Raw genomic sequence first — 18,690 nt, forward strand, 5'->3', positions numbered from 1 at the left:
TGCCGGCGCCGGGCGCCGGCCGGTAGTCGGCGAAGAAGTCGTGCCAGGCCGAATCGACGCTCGTTGGGTCGGCGAGGTACCGCTGGTACATCTCCTCGACGATCCACTCGTTCGGGCCGAAACCCGCCAGTGGGTTCTCCTGCGAAGTCTGCTGGGTCGACACGGCCGGTAATCGCCTCTTTCACGCGGGTTTGTGTGTCACGCGGTGTCCGTCGCGTCCAATTGATGGACAACGGACAGGACGACTCCCAGGCTACGCCGTACAGATCGCGCAGGCATTTCCGCCTCGATGGGGTGGCCGGATTCACAGAAGATGCCAGAAGTTCACCAACCCCTGCGCGGCCCGTCCCCGGCTGCTAAGGCCAGATTGAGTACCGGTACGGATGTCGCCAGGCCGACGCGGTCCGCGAGGATCGGGCGCATGGATCATGACGGGGCACGGGGGCGCTACGGCCGGAGCATGGCGGTGGCGGCCGGTTGGTACGTCACCGCGATCGCGGCCATGGCGGTGGGCACGACGAGCGTGCCGAGCGCGCCGCACGACGACTGCGCGGCCTGGTTCAGCTGCCTGTCGCCGGGCGAGTCGCTGGTGTTCGTCGGTCTGGTGTGGGGCACGCCGGTGCTCCTCGGGCTGCTGGTCGTGACGGCGCTGGTGACCGCGCTTGTCGTCCGACTCGTCCCCTCGGCGGTGCTCGCCGGCACCACCGCCGCGGCGCTCAGCGTCGGGGTCTGCGCCGCCGCGTACCTGGGTCGCTCGTGAAGCGGCTCGGCCTTGGCGGGCTCTTCTTCGGCTGGCTCTACGGGGTGCCGTTCCTGCTGCTGGTGGGCCTGATCCGGCGCATGTCCAGGCCGTACACGCCGAACGCTGACGATGCGCAGGCGTTCGGCGCGACCACTGACGCTGTGCTGACGACCGGGCTCCTGCTCAACGGGGTGCTTCCGGTGCTCGGCCTGCTGCTGGCCGGCTGGGCGGGGGAGGCCCTCTGGCGTCGGCACTTCGCCTGGGCGTTCGCCGGGACGGCGCTGCTGTACGTGGCGGTCGCGCTGGTCGGCAGCATGGCCACCAGCTCGCTGATCGGCCACGTCCCCGCCGACCAGGAGCCCGACCCGGTGGTCACCCAGTGCATTCCGATCAGCGGCGGTCGGGGCTGCCCGGGCGGGTGAGACGCCGGCAGTCCGGGGGGATCGGAGCAGGACCGGAGCGGGTCCGGGGCGACGGCCGTGCCGCCGCCACCCCGAAACCCGCGTCGGTCAGGAGATGTCGCGCCGGCGCATCAGCAGGGTGCCGACCACGCCGGTGACCACCGCGTATCCGATGAGCACGGCGGCGCCCGCCCAGCGCGGCGGGTTACCCGGGATGTCCGCCCCGGTGACCATCAGCGACGAGGCCAGCGACGGCACCAGCAGTTGCAGGTTGTTGATCCAGTCGCCCCAGCGGTCGGCCAGGACGCTGATCACCACGATGGCGCCGATCGAGCCACCCAGGTAGAGCAGGATGCCGGTCACGGTGGCGCCGATCTGGCTGCGGATCAGCACACCGATGCCCACGCCGAACACCGCCCACAGCAGGTACGCGAGCAGGTTCAACCCGATCGCCCGCCAGGCCGCGTCGTTGCCCAACTGTGAGTCCATCCCGACCGCGCTCAGCACCGCCGAGCCGGCGATCAGGTTGAACACGGTGGTGACCAGCCAGAACAGCAGCGCCAGCACGCCCGCCGCGACCAGCTTGGCGGCCATCACCGCGGTGCGGTGCGGGTTGGTGAGGAAGGTGGTGGTGACCGTCTGGTGGAAGAACTCGCTCGTCACCACGATGATGCCGAGCAGCATCACGATCAGCAGGCCGAAGAACTGCCCGGTGGTGAACAGGTTCGACGAGAGCGCGTCCGGGCTGGCCGCCGCGTCGACCTGTGCGGCCTGCTCGGCCGTCAGTTCGCCCAAGTTGTTGCTGGTGAGGGCGTCGGCCTGCAACCAGTTGATGAGCAGCGTGAGCGCCCACAGCGGCAGGCTGATCAGCGCGAACACCCACCAGGTGTTGGTGGTACGGATCTTGAGCAACTCGGATCGGACGAGGTTCATCGGATACCCGCCTTTCCGGCCGTCAGCTCCAGGAAGACCCGTTCCAGGTCGGGTCGTTCGGTGGTCAGTTCGTGCAGCTCCACGCCCGCGGCCAGGGCGGCCCGACCGATCGTGGGGGCGTCCACCCCGGAGACCAGCAGGACGCCGTGCTCGTCGGTCGTGACGGTGGCCGACTGCGCCTTCAGCGCGGTGGTCAGCGCCTCGGCCTGCGGGGTGCGGACCCGCACCTGGGCGCCCTGGGCCATCGACCCGAGCACCTGATCGACCGGCCCCTGCCGGACGAGCTGCCCGGCCGCGATGATCACCACGTCGTCGGCGAGCAGCTGCATCTCCGACAGCAGGTGGCTGGAGACCAGCACCGTACGACCCTCGTGGGCCAGGTTCTTGAGGAACCCGCGCATCCACCTGATGCCCTCCGGGTCCAGCCCGTTGGCCGGCTCGTCGAGGATCATCACCCGGGGGTCACCGAGCATCGCGGCGGCGATACCGAGCCGCTGCTTCATGCCGAGCGAGTAGCCCTTGAACTTGCGCTTCGCCGCCGGGGTCAACCCGACCAGCTCCAGCGCCTCGTCGGCCCGCGAGCGGGGCAGACCGGCCGCCGCGCAGATCACCCGCAGGTGGTTGATGCCGGTGCGGCCCTTGTGCGCGCTGGACGCCTCCAGGATCGCCCCGACGTGCCGCAGCGGGTCGGTGAGGTCGGCGTAGCGGTGACCGCTGATGGTGGCCGTACCCGCGGTCGGGGTGACCAGGTTCAGCAGCATGCGCAGCGTGGTGGTCTTACCGGCGCCGTTCGGGCCGAGGAAGCCGGTCACCCGCCCCGGTGCCACGGTGAAGGACAGGTTGTTCACCGCCCGCACGTTCTTGTACTGCTTCGTCAGACCGGACACCACGATCTGACCGTCGCTGGTGGGGCTTCGCTGCCCGTCAGTCATCATTCTCCTCCCGTGTGGCGTCGAGGTACGCCGTGGCACAGCGTGACGGTACCGAGCAACAAGGTCAATCAGGCCCGGTCCCTACGGCGTGGTCCCCCTTGGGGCGGAGGCGTGTCCTCCCTGCGGACGACCGCGGGGCCTCAGCGGGCGATCCAGGTGGCCCGGGCCGCGCCCAGCAGCGCGCCGTCGGGGCCGTACAGGCTGGTGTGCACAAGCGCCTTGCGGCCATCGACACCGATCAACGCACCGGTCACCACGCACTCGTCGCCCGGCGCCGGCCGGGCGGTGACCACCGCGGCGATCCGCCCGAGCAGGTACGGGCGGCCGGGCGCGAGCACCGTCCAGCCGCCGGGGCAGTCCAGCGCGGCCCAGACCGTGGCGTCGCTTACCTGCTCGGGTGCGTGAAACGGCGCGGCGGTCCGGCCGTCCGGCAACCGGCCGGGAAAGATCCGCAACCCGTCGTCGCGGCGCGGACCACAGACGAAACACTCGGGGTACGGATGCTCGACGAACCCGGGGTAGCGGGTGGAAGCCTGCACCGCCGTCTCCCGGTCGACCGGCGGCACGACGGCGTCCACGACGCCGGCGGGCCGGACCTCGGCCACCAGTTCGCCGGCCGGATCCCGGACCTCGCCGTCGACCAGGCTCAGCGCCGTCTCCAGCGGCGGTGGCCGACGCAGCGTCACCTCCACCGGTCCGGGGCCACCCTCGGCCGCGAAGAGGCCGGCGCTCCAGCCGCCGTTGCCGGAGCCGGTGGGCCCGTTGTACCGGGACTCGATGCGCATGGGTGACCTCCGTGGGCGTGGGGCGGCGCCGTCGCCGGCCCGTCGGGCAGCCTCGCACGGGCCCGGTCGGAGGCATCCGCCGGCCGGCGTTCATCCGGTCGACACCAGTGGTGCGCGCCGATGGCAACCCGGGGCATTTACACAGATCCCATGGCCGTTCTGCATGTCGCTGGCGCACCCCTGACGACCAGCGGATACACCCTGCTGATCGCCGACGACCCCACCCAGGTCGCGGCCGCGCAACGCCTGCGCCACGAGGTGTTCGCCACCGAGTTGGGCGCCACCCTCGCACCCGGCGGCGCCGGGTTGGACGTGGACCCCTTCGACGCCCACTGCGATCACCTCATCGTCCGCGAGGACAGCACCGGGCAGGTGGTCGGCACCTACCGGCTGCTGCCGCCGGGGCGTACCGACCGGCGGTACGCCGAGAGCGAGTTCGACCTCGGCGCGCTGGACCCACTGCGCGACGACCTCGTCGAGACCGGTCGCTCCTGTGTGCACCCGGACCACCGCTCCGGCGCGGTGATCAACCTGATGTGGGCGGGGCTCACCCGCTACCTGCACCTGCGCGGCTCGCGGTGGCTCGGCGGCTGCGCCTCGGTGCCGGTCGACGACGGCGGTCGGACGGTCGCCGGGGTGTGGGCCCAGGCCCAGGCCCGGCACCTGTCGCCACCGCCGCTGCGGGTGCGCCCGCTGCGCCCGTGGTTCGCCGAGCCGGCCGCCGCCCCGGCCGCCCCGGCCACGGACCCGGCCGCTCGCGTGGCGGTGCCGCCGCTGCTGCGCGGTTACCTGCGGCTCGGCGCGTGGATCTGCGGTGAGCCCGCGTACGACCCGGACTTCGGGTGCGCGGACTTCTACGTGCTCTTCTCCCTGGACCGGATGAACCCGCGCTACCTGCGGCACTTCCTGGGCGGGGACCAGCGGTGACCGCCGGAGCGCGGGACCTGTGGCGGCCCTTCTCGGGCTGCGACGACGACTGCCTGCCGGCGGCCGGCGAGGTGCCCACGGTGCCGGTGGTCCACCGGGTGCTCCGGTTGGTCGCGGCGAGCGGGATGCTGCTGGCCGGGGTGGGAGTGGCGGTGCTGCTGCCCGTGCTGCCGGCGCGCGAGCGGCAGGCGGTGCTGCGCGGCTGGGCCCGCGGCACCGTTCGCGCGTTCGGCGTCCGGTTGGTGATCAAGGGCCGGCTGCCCCGGCGGCGCGCGCTGCTGGTCGCCAACCACATCTCGTGGCTGGACATCCTCGCCGTCCTGGCGGTCGCGCCCACCCGCATGGTGGCGAAGCGGGAGATCCGGTCCTGGCCAGTGGTCGGGCTGCTCGCCGCGGCGGCGGGCACGGTCTTCGTGGACCGGTCCCGGCCGCGGGCCCTGCCGGCCACCGTGCGCCGGCTGGCCGACACGCTGCACGCCGGCCGGTCGGTAGCGGTGTTTCCCGAGGGTACGACCTGGTGTGCCGGGGACGGCGCGGACGGGTGCCGCCCCGAGGGCGGCTTCCGGCCCGCGATGTTCCAGGCCGCCATCGACGCGGGCAGCCCGGTGGTGCCGCTGCGGCTGACCTACCGGTGTACGGCCACCGGCTCGTCGACAACGGCCGCCGCCTTCCTCGGCGCGGACACCCTGCTGCGCTCGGTCGCACGGGTGGTCGCGGCGCGGGATCTGGTGGTCTCGGTGACGATCGCAAGTGCGCTGCATCCGGCCCGGGACGCCGACCGGCGGTTGCTGGCCCGGGCCGCCGAGTCGGCCGTACACCTGGTGCCGGTTGTCCCGACGCGGACCCGGCTGCGGCCGGTCCCCACCATTGCCCCGGCGGGTTCCGTGCCGCAGGTGCCTGCCGGCCGGGACCTCGACCTGGCGGCCTGAGAGGAGGACCCACCACGTGAGCACGCTCCGATTCCGGCGCCGGAGTAGGTCGGATCGCCCTTTGCTCTGCTTCAACCCAAGCAACACAAGCGGGCCGCAAGTGTTGCGTGGGTTGAAGCAGAGCAAAGGAGGCGCTCGGAGCGCCCCTTTCCCTCGTCGTTGGAGGCCGGGGCTGGTGGCTGACGCCGTGGGCAGGGTCGCGGTGACGACTCGCGACAGTCTTGTGTGTCGCGATGTATCGCGTTACGGTTTCCTCGTCGGCGCGCGTGGGCGCGTCGTCGAGGGGAGGACGTCATGGCCGGATGGACGGTCGGCAGCCCGCAGCGGCTCACCGTGGACGGCCCGGTCACCCGGCTGGACGTCCGCCTGATCAGTGGACGACTCAACGTGGTCGCCACCGACGGCCCGACCCGGATCGACGTCACCCAGGTCGGCCGTCGACCCGTCCTGATCGACCACTCCGACGGCCGGCTCAGCATCCGACAGGAACGCGGGCACGGCTGGTCGGAGGTCCTGCGGTGGTTCCAGATGATCCACCGCTATCCGCGGGTGGACGTCTCCGTCGCCGTGCCTGCCGATGTCCTCGCCGACCTGGACCTGGTCTCCGGGTCGCTGGTCGCCTCCGGCCTGCGCCGGCAGACCACGGCCCACGTGGTCTCCGGCCAGATCACCCTGATGGGCCTGCGCGGCAACACCTCCGCGAAGATCACCTCCGGGCCCGTGGAGGCGCTCGGCGTACGCGGTGACCTCACCCTGGAGACCGTCTCGGGGGAGGTGATCCTCGCCGACAGCGCCGCCGACCGGGTGCGGGCGCAGACCGTCTCCGGCGCGATCACCTGCGACCTGGACAACCCCCGGCGCAGCGAGATCCAGCTCACCACCATCTCGGGCAGCATCACCGTCCGGGTCCGCGAGGACAGCGACCTCGCCGTCCGGCTGAACACCGCCTCCGGCCGGATCACCAGCGGCTTCCCGCAGGTGCGCAACTCGCGATTCCCGCTGCCGAGCAGCGAGGGAGTGCTCGGCGCCGGCGAAGGTAAGCTCTGGGCCTCCGCGACGTCGGGAAGCATCTCGCTCCTCGCCCGACCGGTGGCCGCCGACGAGGAGGAGTTGCCGTGACCGCCGTGTTCAGCCACGGGCGGCTCCGGCTCTATCTGCTCAAGCTCCTCGACGACGGCCCCAAGCACGGCTACGAGCTGATCCGTCTCCTGGAGGACCGGTTCCTCGGGCTCTACGCGCCCAGCGCCGGCACCATCTACCCCCGGCTGCAACGGCTGGAGGCCGAGGGGTTGGTGAGCCACACCGCCGCCGGGGGGCGCAAGACGTACGCCATCACCGACGCCGGCCTCGCCGAGCTGCGCCAGCGCGCCGGTGAGCTGGCCGCGTTGGAAGCGGACATCGCGGCCTCGGTGGCGGACCTCTCCACCCTGGCCAGCGAGATCCGCAGCGAGGTGCGCGGCTCGACGCGCGACCTCAAGCGGGAGCTGAGCGAGGCCACCCGGCAGACCCGGCGTACGCGGTGGGAGCCGCCCGCGTCGTCCTACCGGCCCCCGCCGGCCGACGCGCCACGCGACGCCCTGCTCGACGAGTTCGACAAGCGGCTGGCCTCGTTCACCGCCGAGGTGAGCCGTCTGGCACGGGCGCGGCAGTTCAGCGACACTCAACTGCGCACGGCGATCCGGCTGCTCGACGGCGCCCTGGACGGGCTGCGCCGGCTGCTGCGCTGACGCCCGCCCGGCCGCCCGGCGACTCACAGGGTTTTTCCAGCGAGCGTCCAGCGCCGGTGCAGTGAGGTCACCGATGATTGGGCCCATGCCCGCTACCCAGACCGAGGCGCGACTCCTCGTCGTCGAGGACGACCCCAACATCCTCGAACTGCTCTCCGCGAGCCTGCGGTTCGCGGGCTTCGACGTGGCCACCGCGACCAGCGGCAGCGCGGCCCTCAACGCCGCCAAGGACCACCGGCCCGACCTGGTCGTGCTCGACGTCATGCTGCCGGACCTGGACGGCTTCGAGGTCATCCGGATGCTGCGCGAGGGCGGCACGCGGACCCCGGTGGTGTTCCTGACCGCCCGGGACGCCACCGACGACAAGATCCGCGGGCTCACCCTGGGCGGCGACGACTACGTCACCAAGCCGTTCAGCCTGGAGGAGCTGACCGCCCGGATCCGCGCCGTGCTGCGCCGCACCACCACCGGCGAGCAGGCCCCCTCCCGGCTCACCTTCGCCGACCTGGAGCTGGACGAGGAGACCCACGAGGTGCACCGGGCCGGGCAGCGGGTGCAGCTCTCGCCGACCGAGTTCAAGCTGCTGCGCTACCTCATGCTCAACGCCAACCGGGTGCTGTCCAAGGCGCAGATCCTCGACCACGTCTGGAACTACGACTTCCGCGGTGACGACAACATCGTCGAGTCCTACATCTCCTACCTGCGGCGCAAGGTCGACACCACCCAGCCCCGGCTGATCCACACCCTGCGCGGCGTGGGGTACGTGCTCCGCAAGCCGGCGGCGTGAACGCGGTCGCGCAGGCGAAGGGACGGGTCCGCGGCGTACCACTGCGGGTGAAGTTGGTCGCCTCGGTGCTCGCGCTGGTCTCCGGCGCCCTGGTGGTGATCAGCGTCTCGACCGCGTACTTCCTGCACAGCTATCTGGTCGGCCAGATCGACCTCGAACTGCGGGACACGGCAAACCGGATCCAGTCCATCACGCCGAAGTCGAACGGCGTCTCGCTGCCCAGCGACTATCTGGTGGTGCTGACCAACACGACCACCGGCAAGGTGCAGTTTTCCGTCTATGACGATTCTCGCTTCACGGTGAGCGATCTGCCGCCGTGGCCGAGCGACGCCGCTGGGTTCCAGACCGAGGAGCAGATCCACGGTGATCCGTTCACCGTTCACGCCCGGGACAGCTCGGTGCGCTGGCGGATGCTCTACACGGAGATACCCAACGGTCAGATGGCGGCGATCGGCGAGCATCTGACCGACGTCGACCTCGCCGTCAAGCGGCTGGCCTGGATCGACCTGCTGGTCGGCAGCGCGGTGCTGATCCTGCTCGCGTCGGTAGGCGCGGCGATCGTGCGGACCAGCCTCAAGCCCCTCGTGGAGATCGAACGGACCGCCGCCGCCATCGCCGGTGGTGACCTGACCCGCCGGGTGCCCGACCCGGAGCAGGGGCAGGAGCATCCCACCTCCGAGCTGGGCCGGCTCTCCCGCGCGCTGAACGCGATGCTCACCCAGATCGAGGCGGCGTTCACCGCCCGGGCGGCCTCGGAGACGGCGGCCCGCTCGGCGGAGAGCACCGCCCGGGACGCGGCAGCCGCAGCCCAGGCGTCCGAGGCGCGGGCCCGACGCTCCGAGGAGCGGATGCGGCAGTTCGTGGCGGACGCCTCGCACGAACTGCGGACCCCGCTGACCACCATCCGTGGCTTCGCCGAGCTGTACCGCCAGGGCGCGGCCCGCGCGCCGGAGCAGACCGCCGGGCTGCTGCGCCGCATCGAGGACGAGGCTGCCCGGATGGGTCTGCTGGTCGAGGATCTGCTGCTGCTCGCCCGGCTGGACCGGGAACGCCCGCTCTCGCTGGCCCCGGTGGAGCTGCCGGTCCTGGCCTCCGACGCCGTGCAGGCTGCTCGCGCGGTCGCCCCGGACCGGCGGATCGAGCTGGAGATCGAGCCCGGTTCCGGCCCGCTCGTCGTCTACGCCGACGACGCCCGGCTGCGGCAGATCATCGGCAACCTGGTGACCAACGCGCTGACCCACACCCCGCCGGAAGCCGACGTCAGCGTGCGTCTGCGCGCCGAGGCGGGCAACCTCGCCGTCGTGGAGGTCATCGACACCGGCCCCGGTCTCTCCCCGGAACAGTCCGAGCGGGTCTTCGAGCGGTTCTACCGGGCCGACGCGGCCCGGACCCGACGGGCCGACGGCAACACCGGCACCGGCCTCGGCCTGGCCATCGTGGCGGCGTTGGTCGCCGCCCACCACGGCTCGGTCGAGGTGCTCGAGACGCCCGGTGGCGGAGCCACCTTCCGGGTCCGGCTGCCGCAGGTGCCCAGGGGCGACGACCTGGGCGAGTGACTTTCAGCCAACTTCCAGGACGGTTCCAGGTTGATTGCAGTGCCGGGGGAGAAGGTAGTCCCATGACCGAGTTCGAGTCCGACCCGCAGCGCCGGCCGGCCCCCATCGACGCCGAGCCGTCGCACCCCACCGCCGAGCTGCCGCGCGACGAGCGCGCGCAGTCCGACTCTCCGACCACCCCCGTTCCGGTCGTCTCGACCGACGGGGACACCGCGCCCACCGTCGCCACTCCGGCCGTGCCCGCCGCTTCCGACGGACCGACCGGGTCCGACCTCCACGCCGGGCAGCCGACCGGGTACGAGCCGCCGACCGTGGGTCAGCCGACCGGGTACGAGCCGCCGACCGTGGGTCAGCCCACGGGGTACGAGCCGCCGACCGCCGCCGGTGGATCCGCGCCGCCGTACCCGGTCTCCGGCCACCCGGCGCCCGGCCACTCCGGCCAGCCTGGCTACCCGGCCCAGCCCGGCTACTCCGGTTACCCGCAGCCGGCCGCCGGCCAGTACCCGGGCGCCGGCTGGCACGCGGGCCAGCAGTCCGGCTGGGCCGGCGGGGGCCAGCCGGGCGCGGCCTACCCCCAGCACGCCCAGCACCAGCAGCACCAGCAGCACCACCCGGGGCAGCCCGTGCCGCCGTGGGGCCCGCAGGCCACGCCGCCCGGCTCCGGGCCCCGGCCGGGCCGGATCGCCAAGTTCGCCGGCGCCGGCGTCGCGGTGTTCGCCCTGATGCTCGGCTCCGGCGTCGCCGGTGGGGCGCTCGCGCTCGCCCTCGACGGCGACAACGGCGGCGTCACCCGCACCTACTCCGCGGCCCCCGTGCTCAACAGCGCCGACCTGCCGAAGATCGCCGCGTCCGTACAGGACAGCGTCGTCTCCATCGCCACCGACAGCGGCGAGGGCTCCGGCGTGGTCCTGAGCGCCGACGGCTACGTGCTCACCAACAACCACGTGGTCGCCTCCGCCAGCGGGGACACCGTGCAGGTCGTCTTCGCCGACGGCAGGAACGTCCAGGCGAAGATCGTCGGCACCGACCCGAAGACCGACCTGGCAGTGGTCAAGGCCAACGGGGTGAGCGACCTCAAGCCGGCCACGTTCGGCGACAGCGACGCCATGCAGGTCGGCGACCAGGTGCTCGCCCTGGGCAGCCCGCTCGGCCTCCAGGGCTCGGTGACGGCGGGCATCCTCAGCGCCCGGGACCGCACCATCCGGGCCGGCGAGGGCCAGCAGCAGGACCCGAACCAGCAGAGCCAGGCCGTCAGCTCGATCTCCGGGCTGCTGCAGACCGACGCGCCGATCAACCCCGGCAACTCCGGTGGCGCGCTGGTCAACACCCGGGGTGAGGTGATCGGCGTCAACACCGCCATCGCCACCTCCGGGCAGAGCACCGGCAACATCGGCGTCGGCTTCGCCATCCCCAGCAACAAGGCCAAGGACGTCGCCGGCAAGCTCCAGCGCGGCGAGAAGGTCAGCCACCCGTCGCTCGGGGTCGGCGTCAACCAGGCCGAGGGCGGCGGCGCGCTGGTCGCCTCGGTCACCGCGGGCAGCGCCGCCGAGAAGGCCGGCCTCCAGCGCGGCGACGTGGTCACCCGCTTCGGCGACAAGGTGATCAACGACTCCGACGACCTGGTCGGCGCGGTGCAGGCCGGCAAGGTCGGCGACCGGGTCGAGGTGCACTTCAAGCGCAACGGCGCCGAGAAGACGGCCACCGTGACGCTCGCCGAGACGTCCTGACCGACAACTGAACCTGTCTCCTCCCTCCGGCGGCGGGTGGCGGGGCCGAGGGGGTCGGCTCCGTCACCCGCCGCTCTTTTTCCGCCCGGACGGCGGTTCACCCTCACGGGGTGAACCGCCGTCACCCGTACGAGCGGCACGGTCGGCAGGCGAGCCGGCGAGCGTACGGGGGTGGACCGTGAGCGGGTCTGATGTCGACGACGAGCGGATCCAGCGCGAGGTCCTGGCCGAGCTGGCCTGGGATCCGCAGCTGCTACCGAACGAGATCGGGGTGGCCGTCGACCAGGGGGTGGTCACGCTTACCGGGTTCGTGGACGGCGCAGCCCGTGCGTGGGCCGCGACCCGCTGCGCCCAACGGGTGCGGGGCGTGCGCGTGGTGGCCGACCAGATCGAGGTACGGCTGCCGGGGACACCGGGGCGTACCGACGGCGATATCGCCCTCGCCGCGGCCCGGGCCCTGGAGTGGGACAGTTTCGTGCCCGCCGAACGGTTGGACGTCACAGTGGCCAACGGTTGGTTGATGCTGCGCGGCGAGGTCGAGTTCGGGTGGCAGCGCCGGGCCGCCGAGGGGGAGCTGCGCCGGCTGGATGGCGTACGGGGAATCACCAACCTGGTCGAGGTGCGGCCGTCGGCGCCACCTGCCGGCGAGCGGCTGCGGCAGGACGTCCGGCGTGCCCTGGCGCGCACGCTCGGCGCGGAGCGGGTGACGGTGGAGGTGGACGGGGACACGCTGGTCCTCGCCGGGGTGGTCCGCTCCTGGTGGGAACGGGACCAGGTGGAGCGGGTGGCGTGGTCGGCGCCGGGCGTACGAGTCGTGCACGACCAACTCCTGGTCGGCGGGTAAGCGTCCGTCTTGTCCGGTTTACCGGAGGCCGGGTGGGGAAACCGCCGCGGACCATGCCGACCGACGGCGATACCCGATCGGGGATCAACGGGGAGGACTCGTGGCCGTGAACCACCCGCCCGCCGACCGCTCGCCGGAGCGGTCGTTGCGCATCGCGATGGTGGTCCCGCCATGGCTGTCCGTGCCGCCGCCCGGCTACGGCGGCCTGGAGCAGGTGGTGGCCTGCCTGGTGGACGCGTTGAGCGCCCACGGGCACGCGGTGACGCTGTTCGGTGCCGGCGAGCAGCACGGCACCGCCGCCAGCGGATTCGTCTCCACAATCGCCCAGGTCCAGTACGAGCGGCTCGGCGAGTCACTGCCGGAGCTCGCGCACCTGGCCCGTGTGAAGAGCATGATCACGCCGGCCGACTTCGACGTGATCCACGACCACACCACGATCGGCCCGCTCGTGGCCGGCCGCCGGTCCGTGCCGACGGTGGCGACGGTGCACGGCAACCCGGTGGGGGAGTACGGCGACGTGCTCGGCGACGCCGACGAGAACGTCGCCCTGGTGGCCATCTCGCACGCCCAACGCCGACTCAACACGGGCCTGCCCTGGGCCGGCACCGTGCACAACGCGCTGGACCTGCGCGGTTTTCCGCGCAAGACCGCGCCCGGCCCCGGACCGGTGCTGTGGCTGGCCCGGTTCAGCCCGGACAAGGGCCCGGACATCGCCATCCGCGCCTGCCGGGAGGCCGGCCTGCCGCTGCTGCTGGCCGGCAAGTGCAACGAGCCGGCCGAACGGCGCTACTACGAGCAGGTCGTCGCGCCGCTGCTCGACGAGGACGTGTCGGTGGTGCTCAACGCCGACCGCGCCGAGACCCTGCGGATGCTCGTCGACGCCCGTTGCCTGATCATGCCGATCCAGTGGGAGGAGCCGTTCGGCATGGTGATGCTGGAGGCGATGGCGACCGGTACGCCGGTGGTCGCGCTCGACCGGGGCGCGGTGCCCGAACTGGTCCGGCCCGGACTCACCGGGCTGGTCTGCGGGCAGCCCGCCGAGCTGCCCGCCGCTCTGCTGGCCGCCCGGGAGCTGGACCCGCAGGACTGCGTGGCGCACGTCGCCGAGAACTTCTCGGTCGAGCGGATGGCGTACGGCTACGAGGACGTCTACCGGCGCTTCGCCCTCGGGCGGCCCGCCGTCCGGGACACGGCACCCGTCGCCGTCCGCTGACGGTGCCGCCCCGGGTCAGACCCGTGCCGCGCCCAGCTCGGCGATGGCGGCGTCCAGCCGCTGTGCGTACGCCGGGCTGATCGCCCCCTCGCCGAGCCGGACCGTGACCTTCTCGCGCAGCCGGGCCACCGGTCGGGCCAGCTCGTCCCGGTCGGACCCGGCGGCGGCCAGCAGGTTGCGCAGCTCGTTGCGCAGGTCGAGGCCGACATCGCCGCGGATCTCCCCGTCGCGCAGGCCGGCGTCGATCAAACCGTCGACACGGTTGGCGGCCTCCACGAGGGTGCCCGGCTCGCCCGTGGGCGCGCGGGTGGCCGGTGGCGACGACGGTGCCGGGGTCGGCCGGGACGGCTCGGTGGCCGGCGGGTCGGTCGGCGGACCGCTCGGCGGGTCGGTAGGCGCGGGCGTCACCGGGCCGGCCGACGGCTGGGCCCGGCGATCCGGCTGCTGGTCGGGCAGCAGTGCCGCACCGGCCAGCGCCACACCTACCGCCAGCGCCACCGGGATCAGGACCAGCAGCGCCAGCTGCCGGCGGGACCGGCCGGGCTCCGCGCCGGCCGGCGTCGGCACGTCGTCCATCTGCGGCGTCGGCACGTCGTTCGCCGGCGGTGTCGTCGCGTCGCCCGCGTGCGCCATCCCGAGGCTCGTCGGCAGGGCCAGGGTGGGCACCCTGATCGTCGCGGTCGGTGGGTCGGGCGGCAGGACGTGGCCGCGCAGCGCGGTGGCGAGCTGCCGGGCCGTCGGCCGGTCCGCCGGCTCCCGCGAGAGGCTCCGCAGGCAGATCCGGGCCACCGGCGCGGGCACGTCCGGCACGTTGGCCAGGGTCGGCGGCGGGCCGTCGGCCAGTGCGGCGCTGAGCTGCTCCCAGGTGTCCGCCGGGTACGGCACGCGGCCGGTCAACGCCTCGTACAGCAGAACGCCGAGCGAGTAGACGTCGGTGGCCGGCTGGGCGGGTGCGCCGTCGAGCCGTTCCGGGGCCACGTACGCCGGGGTGCCGAACGTGCCGCCGTCCTCGTCCTCGTCCGGTGCGCCGATCCGGGTGGCGATGCCGAAGTCGAGGACCTTCACCCCCATCGCGGTCATCATGACGTTGGCCGGGGTGATGTCGCGGTGCACGATGCCGAGCCGGTGCGCGGCGGCCAGCGCGTCCGCGACCTGGGCGCCCACCTCGACCGCCTCCGGCCACGGCAGCGGGCCCTCGGTGAGCCGCAGCTCCAACTCCTCGCCGCTGAGCAGCTCCATCACCACGAACGAGGTGATGGACCCGTCCGGGTCTACCGTCTCGCCGTAGTCGTGTACCGACGTCACGTGCGGGTGCACCAGCTGGGCGGCGGCGCGCGCCTCCTCCCGCACCATGTCGCGGAACCGCGCGTCGGCGGCGAGCGAGGGCGCGAGCACCTTGAGCGCCACGACGCGGTCGAGCACCTCGTCCCGCGCGCGCCAGATCACCGACATGCCGCCGGCACCGATCTGGTCGATGAGTCGGTACCTGCGGGCCAGCAATCGGCCCGGATGCAGCGCTGCCTTCACGGATCGCACCTGCCCTCGGGGGTGGGAGCGGTATCAGGTTGCGCGAATGTGTCCGGCCTGTCAACGCCGATGCGCCGGATGGTCGACGGACGGTGGCCGGGTACGTCCACCGGCCGGCGGACGGCGGCCCACTGGTGGTCGGCGGGCGCGTGCCAGGATGGGGACATGGCGGGGGGACCGGTGGCGTTCGTTCTCGGTGGCGGCGGGGTGCTCGGCGCCGTCGAGGTGGGCATGTTGCGGGCCCTGTTCCGCGCCGGCATCCAACCCGACATGGTGCTCGGCACGTCGATCGGCGCGGTCAACGGCGCGCTGGTCGCCGCCGACCCGTCCGAGGCGGTGACCGACCGGCTGGTCCGCCTCTGGGCCTCACCCGAGGCCAGCGAGGTGTACGGCGACTCGGTCGCCCGGCAACTGCGCCGCTTCGCCGCCCGCACCCATCTGCACTCGCCCCGGCCGTTGCGCCGGCTGCTGGAATCCGAACTGGGCGTCGACACCACCTTCGCCGACCTGCGTGTGCCGTTCCGCTGCTGCGCCGCGCACATCGAGCGGGCCGCCGAGCACTGGTTCTCCAGCGGCCCGGTGGTGCCGGCGGTGATGGCGTCGGCCTCGGTGCCGGGCCTGCTCCCGCCGATGGAGATCGACGGCGCGCACTACGTGGACGGCGGCATCGTCAACTCGATCCCGATCGGCGAGGCGGTGGCCGCGGGCGCCGGCCAGATTTTCGTCCTGCAGGTGGGCCGGATCGAACGGGAGCTGACGCCACCTCGGCGGCCGTGGGAGATCGCGCAGGTCGCGTTCGAGATTTCCCGCCGGCACCGCTTCTTCCGTGAGATGGCCGCGCTGCCCGAGGGGGTGGAGGTGCACGTCCTGCCGACCGGAGGGCTGAACCCACGCGACGACACACCGTGGGCGTACCGGGACATGGCGGCGGTGGGACGGCGGATCAGCCGGGCGTACACCGCTTCGCGCCGCTACCTCGCCACCAACGTGGAGCGTTGATGCCGCTGCCCCCGAGGTGGCTGCGGCGGCTGCTGATCGCCCCCGCCGTGGTGCTGCTCGCGATCGCCGTGGTGACCACGCTGCCGGTCTGGGCGCTGCTCGCGGCGGCCGCCTCGCCGCTGGTCCCGGGCCGGCTGCGCCCCCTGCGCCTGCTCTGGATCGGCTGCGTCTACCTGGTGTGGGACGCTGCGGCGCTGCTCGCGTTGTTCGTCCTGTGGCTGGCGTCCGGGTTCGGCTGGCGCAGCCGGTCCCCGGCCTTCCAGCGCGCGCACTACGTGCTGGCCGGCTGGTTCCTGCGGGTGCTGTTCTGGCAGGCCCGCTGGTCGCTGCGGCTGCACATCGACGTGGTCGGCACGGACCCGGACACGGCGCTGCCCGGCCGGCCCGAGCTGGTGCTCTGCCGGCACGCCGGGCCGGGTGACTCGTTCATCCTGATCCACGGTCTGGTCAACTGGTTCAACCGGGAGCCGCGGATCGTGCTCAAGGACAGCCTCCAGTGGGACCCGGCGATCGACGTGCTGCTCAACCGCCTGCCCAACCGGTTCATCGCGCCGACACCGGAGCGCGGCGAGGAGACGGTACGCCAGGTCGGGCACCTGGCCGCCGGCCTGGACGACAACGACGCCTTCGTGATCTTCCCGGAGGGCGGCAACTTCACCCCCAAGCGTCGACTGCGGGCCATCGCCCGGCTGCGGTCCCTCGGCCTGGAGCGGATGGCGCAGCGCGCCGAACGGATGCGCCACGTGCTCGCCCCGCAGCCGGGCGGGGTGCTCGCCGCCCTGGACGCCGCCCCCGACGCCGGGGTCATCTTCGTCGCCCACACCGGACTCGACCGGATGAGCACAGTCGCCGACGTGTGGCGGGAACTGCCGATGGACAAGCGGATCGTGATGCGGTTCTGGTCGGTGCCCCCGGAGGAGGTGCCGACCGACCGGCAGCAGCGCATCGACTGGCTCTTCGACTGGTGGGCGCAGATTGACACATGGATTGCCGCCAATCGGTGAGCGCGAGGAGTGCAGCGGAGCGGAGCCCCGCAGTCGCGAACGAAAAGCGGGCTCAGCACCTCGTCGCCGCGTAGGGTGCGCTCGTGGACCAGATCTGCGTGGTGACGACTGTGGTGGATGCGCGTTCGGTTGCGGACGTGCTGGCGGCCGCGGCCGTCGCCGGGCGGCTCGCCGCCTGTGCTCAGGTCGGCGGTCAGGTGGACAGCACCTACTGGTGGCGCTCCGGGGTGGAGACGAGCACCGAGTGGTCCGTGCAGTTCAAGACCGCGCCGGACCGGTTGGCCGCGCTGGTGGACCAGATCCGGGCCAGCCATCCGTACGAGGTCCCGGAGATCTTGGTGTCGCGGGTGGACAGTGGCGATCCCGGGTACGCGGCCTGGGTGCACGACCACACCCGACCCTAGGTACGCGCACTCTGGGCCGTCCGCCGCCGGTTTTCGATGATGACCGGGTGGACGACACCCGCTATCCCTGCCCCGCCTGCGGCGCCCCGGCCGACCTGAACGCCGGTTGCGCCGGTTGCCGCCGCCCGCCGGACCGAATCGCGGCCGAGGTGGTCCGACTGGGGCGGGAGGTGGATCGGCTCGGTCCGGAGGTGGAGCGGGCCCATCGGACGTACACCGAGTTGGCTGGTCGACTGGCGGCCACCTCGCGGCGGCGGGCCGAGCTGGCGGCGGTCGTCCGCGCGGGGTTGGCGGCGGGGGCGCCGGTCGTCGGGCCGGCGCCGGTCGTCATGTCGCCGCCGCCCCTTCGTGTGGCGGAGCACGCGCCGCCCGGCGCGGCGGAGACGTCGACCCGGACGGTCCAGTGGTTGCTGTTCGTCCTCGGTGGACTTCTGCTCGGCACCGCGGCCGTGGTCTTCACCGCGGTTGCCTGGGCGTCCGTGGGGGTCGGTGGCCGGGCGCTGATCCTGGCGGCGGTCACGACGCTCGTCCTGGCCGGCCCGCTGCTGGCGGTCCGCCGGGGTTTGCGGGGCACGGCGGAGACGTTCGCCGCGGTGGGGCTGCTGCTGGTGCTGCTCGACGGGTACGCCGCCTGGTCGGTGGACCTGGGTCACGTGACCGGGTGGCCGGGCGCCAGGTACGCCGCGCTGGTCGGGGGAGTCAGCGCGTTGGTCTTCGTGGCGTACGGCCGGTTGAGCGGGTTGACCGGGCCCTGGTTCGCGGGCCTCGCGGTCGCGCAACCGGTGCTGCCGTTGCTCGCGGCGCCGGCCGACCCCGGTGCGGGCGGCTGGGTGCTGGTGCTGCTCGGGGTGGCAGTGCTGAATCTGGCGGTGCTGGTCGCGCTGCGCGATGGGGACGGCGCGCGCCGGCTCGCCGGTCGGATATTCGCCGGGCTGGGTCACGGCGGCGCGCTGGTCGGCGCCGCCGCGTGTGCGTTGGTGCCGTTGGTGCTGGGGCGGTCGGCGGGGTCGCCGTTGCTGGCCGGCGTGCCGATGCTGCTGGTCGTGGTGACCGGGCTCGTCGCGGCGTTGCTGGTCGGCAGCACAGCGGCGCGGGCGGTGGCCGCCGGCCTGCTGATGCCGGTGCTCGCCGCCGCGGTGCTGCGCCCGGTGGGTGAGCTGCGGCCGTCGTTGCTGCTGCTCGCGGCGGCGATGGTCGCGCTCGTTCTGGCCGGGGCGGTGCGGCTGTTGCCGACCGGCTGGCGTCCCGGGCCG

The 18,690-nt window shown here is 73.1% G+C and carries 19 protein-coding genes and 1 pseudogene; 15 read left to right on the forward strand and 5 right to left on the reverse strand.

From position 1 onward, the window contains the following. A partial coding sequence (locus tag B0E54_RS32965; protein ID WP_374109331.1) for a hypothetical protein occupies positions 1–163 on the reverse strand: 163 nt, incomplete at its 3' end. 258 nt (positions 164–421) lie between these two features. On the opposite strand from B0E54_RS32965, the gene B0E54_RS29775 reads away from it, so the two are divergent. Beyond that, positions 422–760, forward strand: a complete 339-nt coding sequence (locus B0E54_RS29775; protein WP_234590539.1) for a hypothetical protein — start codon at positions 422–424, stop codon at positions 758–760. Then, positions 757–1,164: a hypothetical protein gene (locus B0E54_RS29780; RefSeq protein WP_234590542.1), complete on the forward strand. Its 408-nt coding sequence runs from the start codon at positions 757–759 to the stop codon at positions 1,162–1,164. The genes B0E54_RS29775 and B0E54_RS29780 overlap by 4 nt, the downstream gene beginning before the upstream one ends. A gap of 87 nt (positions 1,165–1,251) precedes the next feature. Here the strand turns inward: B0E54_RS29780 and B0E54_RS29785 are convergent, their stop codons facing one another. From B0E54_RS29785 to B0E54_RS29795, 3 genes are all read right to left on the reverse strand, one after another. Next, positions 1,252–2,076: an ABC transporter permease subunit gene (locus B0E54_RS29785; RefSeq protein ID WP_234590544.1), complete on the reverse strand. Its 825-nt coding sequence runs from the start codon at positions 2,074–2,076 to the stop codon at positions 1,252–1,254. Beyond that, entirely contained in the window at positions 2,073–3,008 is a 936-nt protein-coding gene (locus B0E54_RS29790; protein ID WP_234590559.1) for an ABC transporter ATP-binding protein, read from the reverse strand. Before B0E54_RS29790 ends, B0E54_RS29785 begins: the two co-directional genes overlap by 4 nt. Positions 3,009–3,148: 140 nt before the next feature. After that, positions 3,149–3,793 carry a hypothetical protein gene (locus tag B0E54_RS29795; RefSeq protein ID WP_234590561.1) on the reverse strand — a complete coding sequence of 215 codons (645 nt, stop codon included), beginning with the start codon at positions 3,791–3,793 and terminating at the stop codon, positions 3,149–3,151. A gap of 150 nt (positions 3,794–3,943) precedes the next feature. Here B0E54_RS29795 and B0E54_RS29800 point away from each other — a divergent pair, with 150 nt between their 5' ends. The 9 genes from B0E54_RS29800 to B0E54_RS29840 all read left to right on the forward strand — a co-directional run bounded on the left by B0E54_RS29800 (position 3,944) and on the right by B0E54_RS29840 (position 13,503). Beyond that, positions 3,944–4,720 carry a GNAT family N-acetyltransferase gene (locus B0E54_RS29800; RefSeq protein ID WP_234590563.1) on the forward strand — a complete coding sequence of 259 codons (777 nt, stop codon included), beginning with the start codon at positions 3,944–3,946 and terminating at the stop codon, positions 4,718–4,720. Then, positions 4,717–5,649: a 1-acyl-sn-glycerol-3-phosphate acyltransferase gene (locus B0E54_RS29805; protein WP_234590565.1), complete on the forward strand. Its 933-nt coding sequence runs from the start codon at positions 4,717–4,719 to the stop codon at positions 5,647–5,649. The genes B0E54_RS29800 and B0E54_RS29805 overlap by 4 nt, the downstream gene beginning before the upstream one ends. 294 nt (positions 5,650–5,943) lie before the next feature. Beyond that, positions 5,944–6,768, forward strand: a complete 825-nt coding sequence (locus B0E54_RS29810; protein ID WP_234590567.1) for a DUF4097 family beta strand repeat-containing protein — start codon at positions 5,944–5,946, stop codon at positions 6,766–6,768. Further along, positions 6,765–7,376, forward strand: coding sequence for a PadR family transcriptional regulator (locus tag B0E54_RS29815; RefSeq protein ID WP_234590569.1), 612 nt, complete (start codon positions 6,765–6,767; stop codon positions 7,374–7,376). The genes B0E54_RS29810 and B0E54_RS29815 overlap by 4 nt, the downstream gene beginning before the upstream one ends. Positions 7,377–7,461: 85 nt before the next feature. Beyond that, complete coding sequence (locus B0E54_RS29820; RefSeq protein WP_030336721.1) at positions 7,462–8,163, forward strand: response regulator transcription factor; 702 nt, start codon at positions 7,462–7,464, stop codon at positions 8,161–8,163. Continuing rightward, positions 8,160–9,719 carry a cell wall metabolism sensor histidine kinase WalK gene (locus tag B0E54_RS29825; protein WP_234590571.1) on the forward strand — a complete coding sequence of 520 codons (1,560 nt, stop codon included), beginning with the start codon at positions 8,160–8,162 and terminating at the stop codon, positions 9,717–9,719. The genes B0E54_RS29820 and B0E54_RS29825 overlap by 4 nt, the downstream gene beginning before the upstream one ends. 62 nt (positions 9,720–9,781) lie before the next feature. After that, positions 9,782–11,446, forward strand: coding sequence for a S1C family serine protease (locus B0E54_RS29830; RefSeq protein ID WP_234590574.1), 1,665 nt, complete (start codon positions 9,782–9,784; stop codon positions 11,444–11,446). A 178-nt stretch (positions 11,447–11,624) separates the two neighbouring features. Beyond that, the gene (locus tag B0E54_RS29835) at positions 11,625–12,290 is read left to right on the forward strand and encodes a BON domain-containing protein (RefSeq protein WP_234590591.1); all 666 of its coding nucleotides are present in this window, start codon (positions 11,625–11,627) and stop codon (positions 12,288–12,290) included. 157 nt (positions 12,291–12,447) lie between these two features. Then, positions 12,448–13,503 carry a glycosyltransferase gene (locus B0E54_RS29840; RefSeq protein WP_234590604.1) on the forward strand — a complete coding sequence of 352 codons (1,056 nt, stop codon included), beginning with the start codon at positions 12,448–12,450 and terminating at the stop codon, positions 13,501–13,503. A gap of 15 nt (positions 13,504–13,518) precedes the next feature. On the opposite strand, the gene B0E54_RS29845 is transcribed toward B0E54_RS29840, so the two are convergent. Next, positions 13,519–15,030 (reverse strand): serine/threonine-protein kinase, encoded by a 1,512-nt coding sequence (locus tag B0E54_RS29845; protein WP_234590593.1) that lies wholly within the window; start codon positions 15,028–15,030, stop codon positions 13,519–13,521. Between the two features lie 165 nt (positions 15,031–15,195). Here B0E54_RS29845 and B0E54_RS29850 point away from each other — a divergent pair, with 165 nt between their 5' ends. The 4 genes and pseudogenes from B0E54_RS29850 to B0E54_RS29865 form a co-directional block, all read left to right on the forward strand. Further along, positions 15,196–16,029: a patatin-like phospholipase family protein gene (locus B0E54_RS29850; protein WP_234590595.1), complete on the forward strand. Its 834-nt coding sequence runs from the start codon at positions 15,196–15,198 to the stop codon at positions 16,027–16,029. Further along, positions 16,029–17,033: a 1-acyl-sn-glycerol-3-phosphate acyltransferase gene (locus B0E54_RS29855; RefSeq protein ID WP_234590598.1), complete on the forward strand. Its 1,005-nt coding sequence runs from the start codon at positions 16,029–16,031 to the stop codon at positions 17,031–17,033. Before B0E54_RS29850 ends, B0E54_RS29855 begins: the two co-directional genes overlap by 1 nt. Positions 17,034–17,116: 83 nt before the next feature. After that, a complete protein-coding gene (cutA, locus tag B0E54_RS29860) occupies positions 17,117–17,437 on the forward strand; it encodes a divalent-cation tolerance protein CutA (RefSeq protein WP_234590601.1) in 321 nt (106 codons plus the stop codon). A 47-nt stretch (positions 17,438–17,484) separates the two neighbouring features. After that, positions 17,485–18,690 (forward strand): annotated as a pseudogene (locus tag B0E54_RS29865) (hypothetical protein); the annotation flags it as partial.

The organism is Micromonospora sp. MH99, from assembly GCF_021442385.1.
Classification (GTDB): domain Bacteria; phylum Actinomycetota; class Actinomycetes; order Mycobacteriales; family Micromonosporaceae; genus Micromonospora.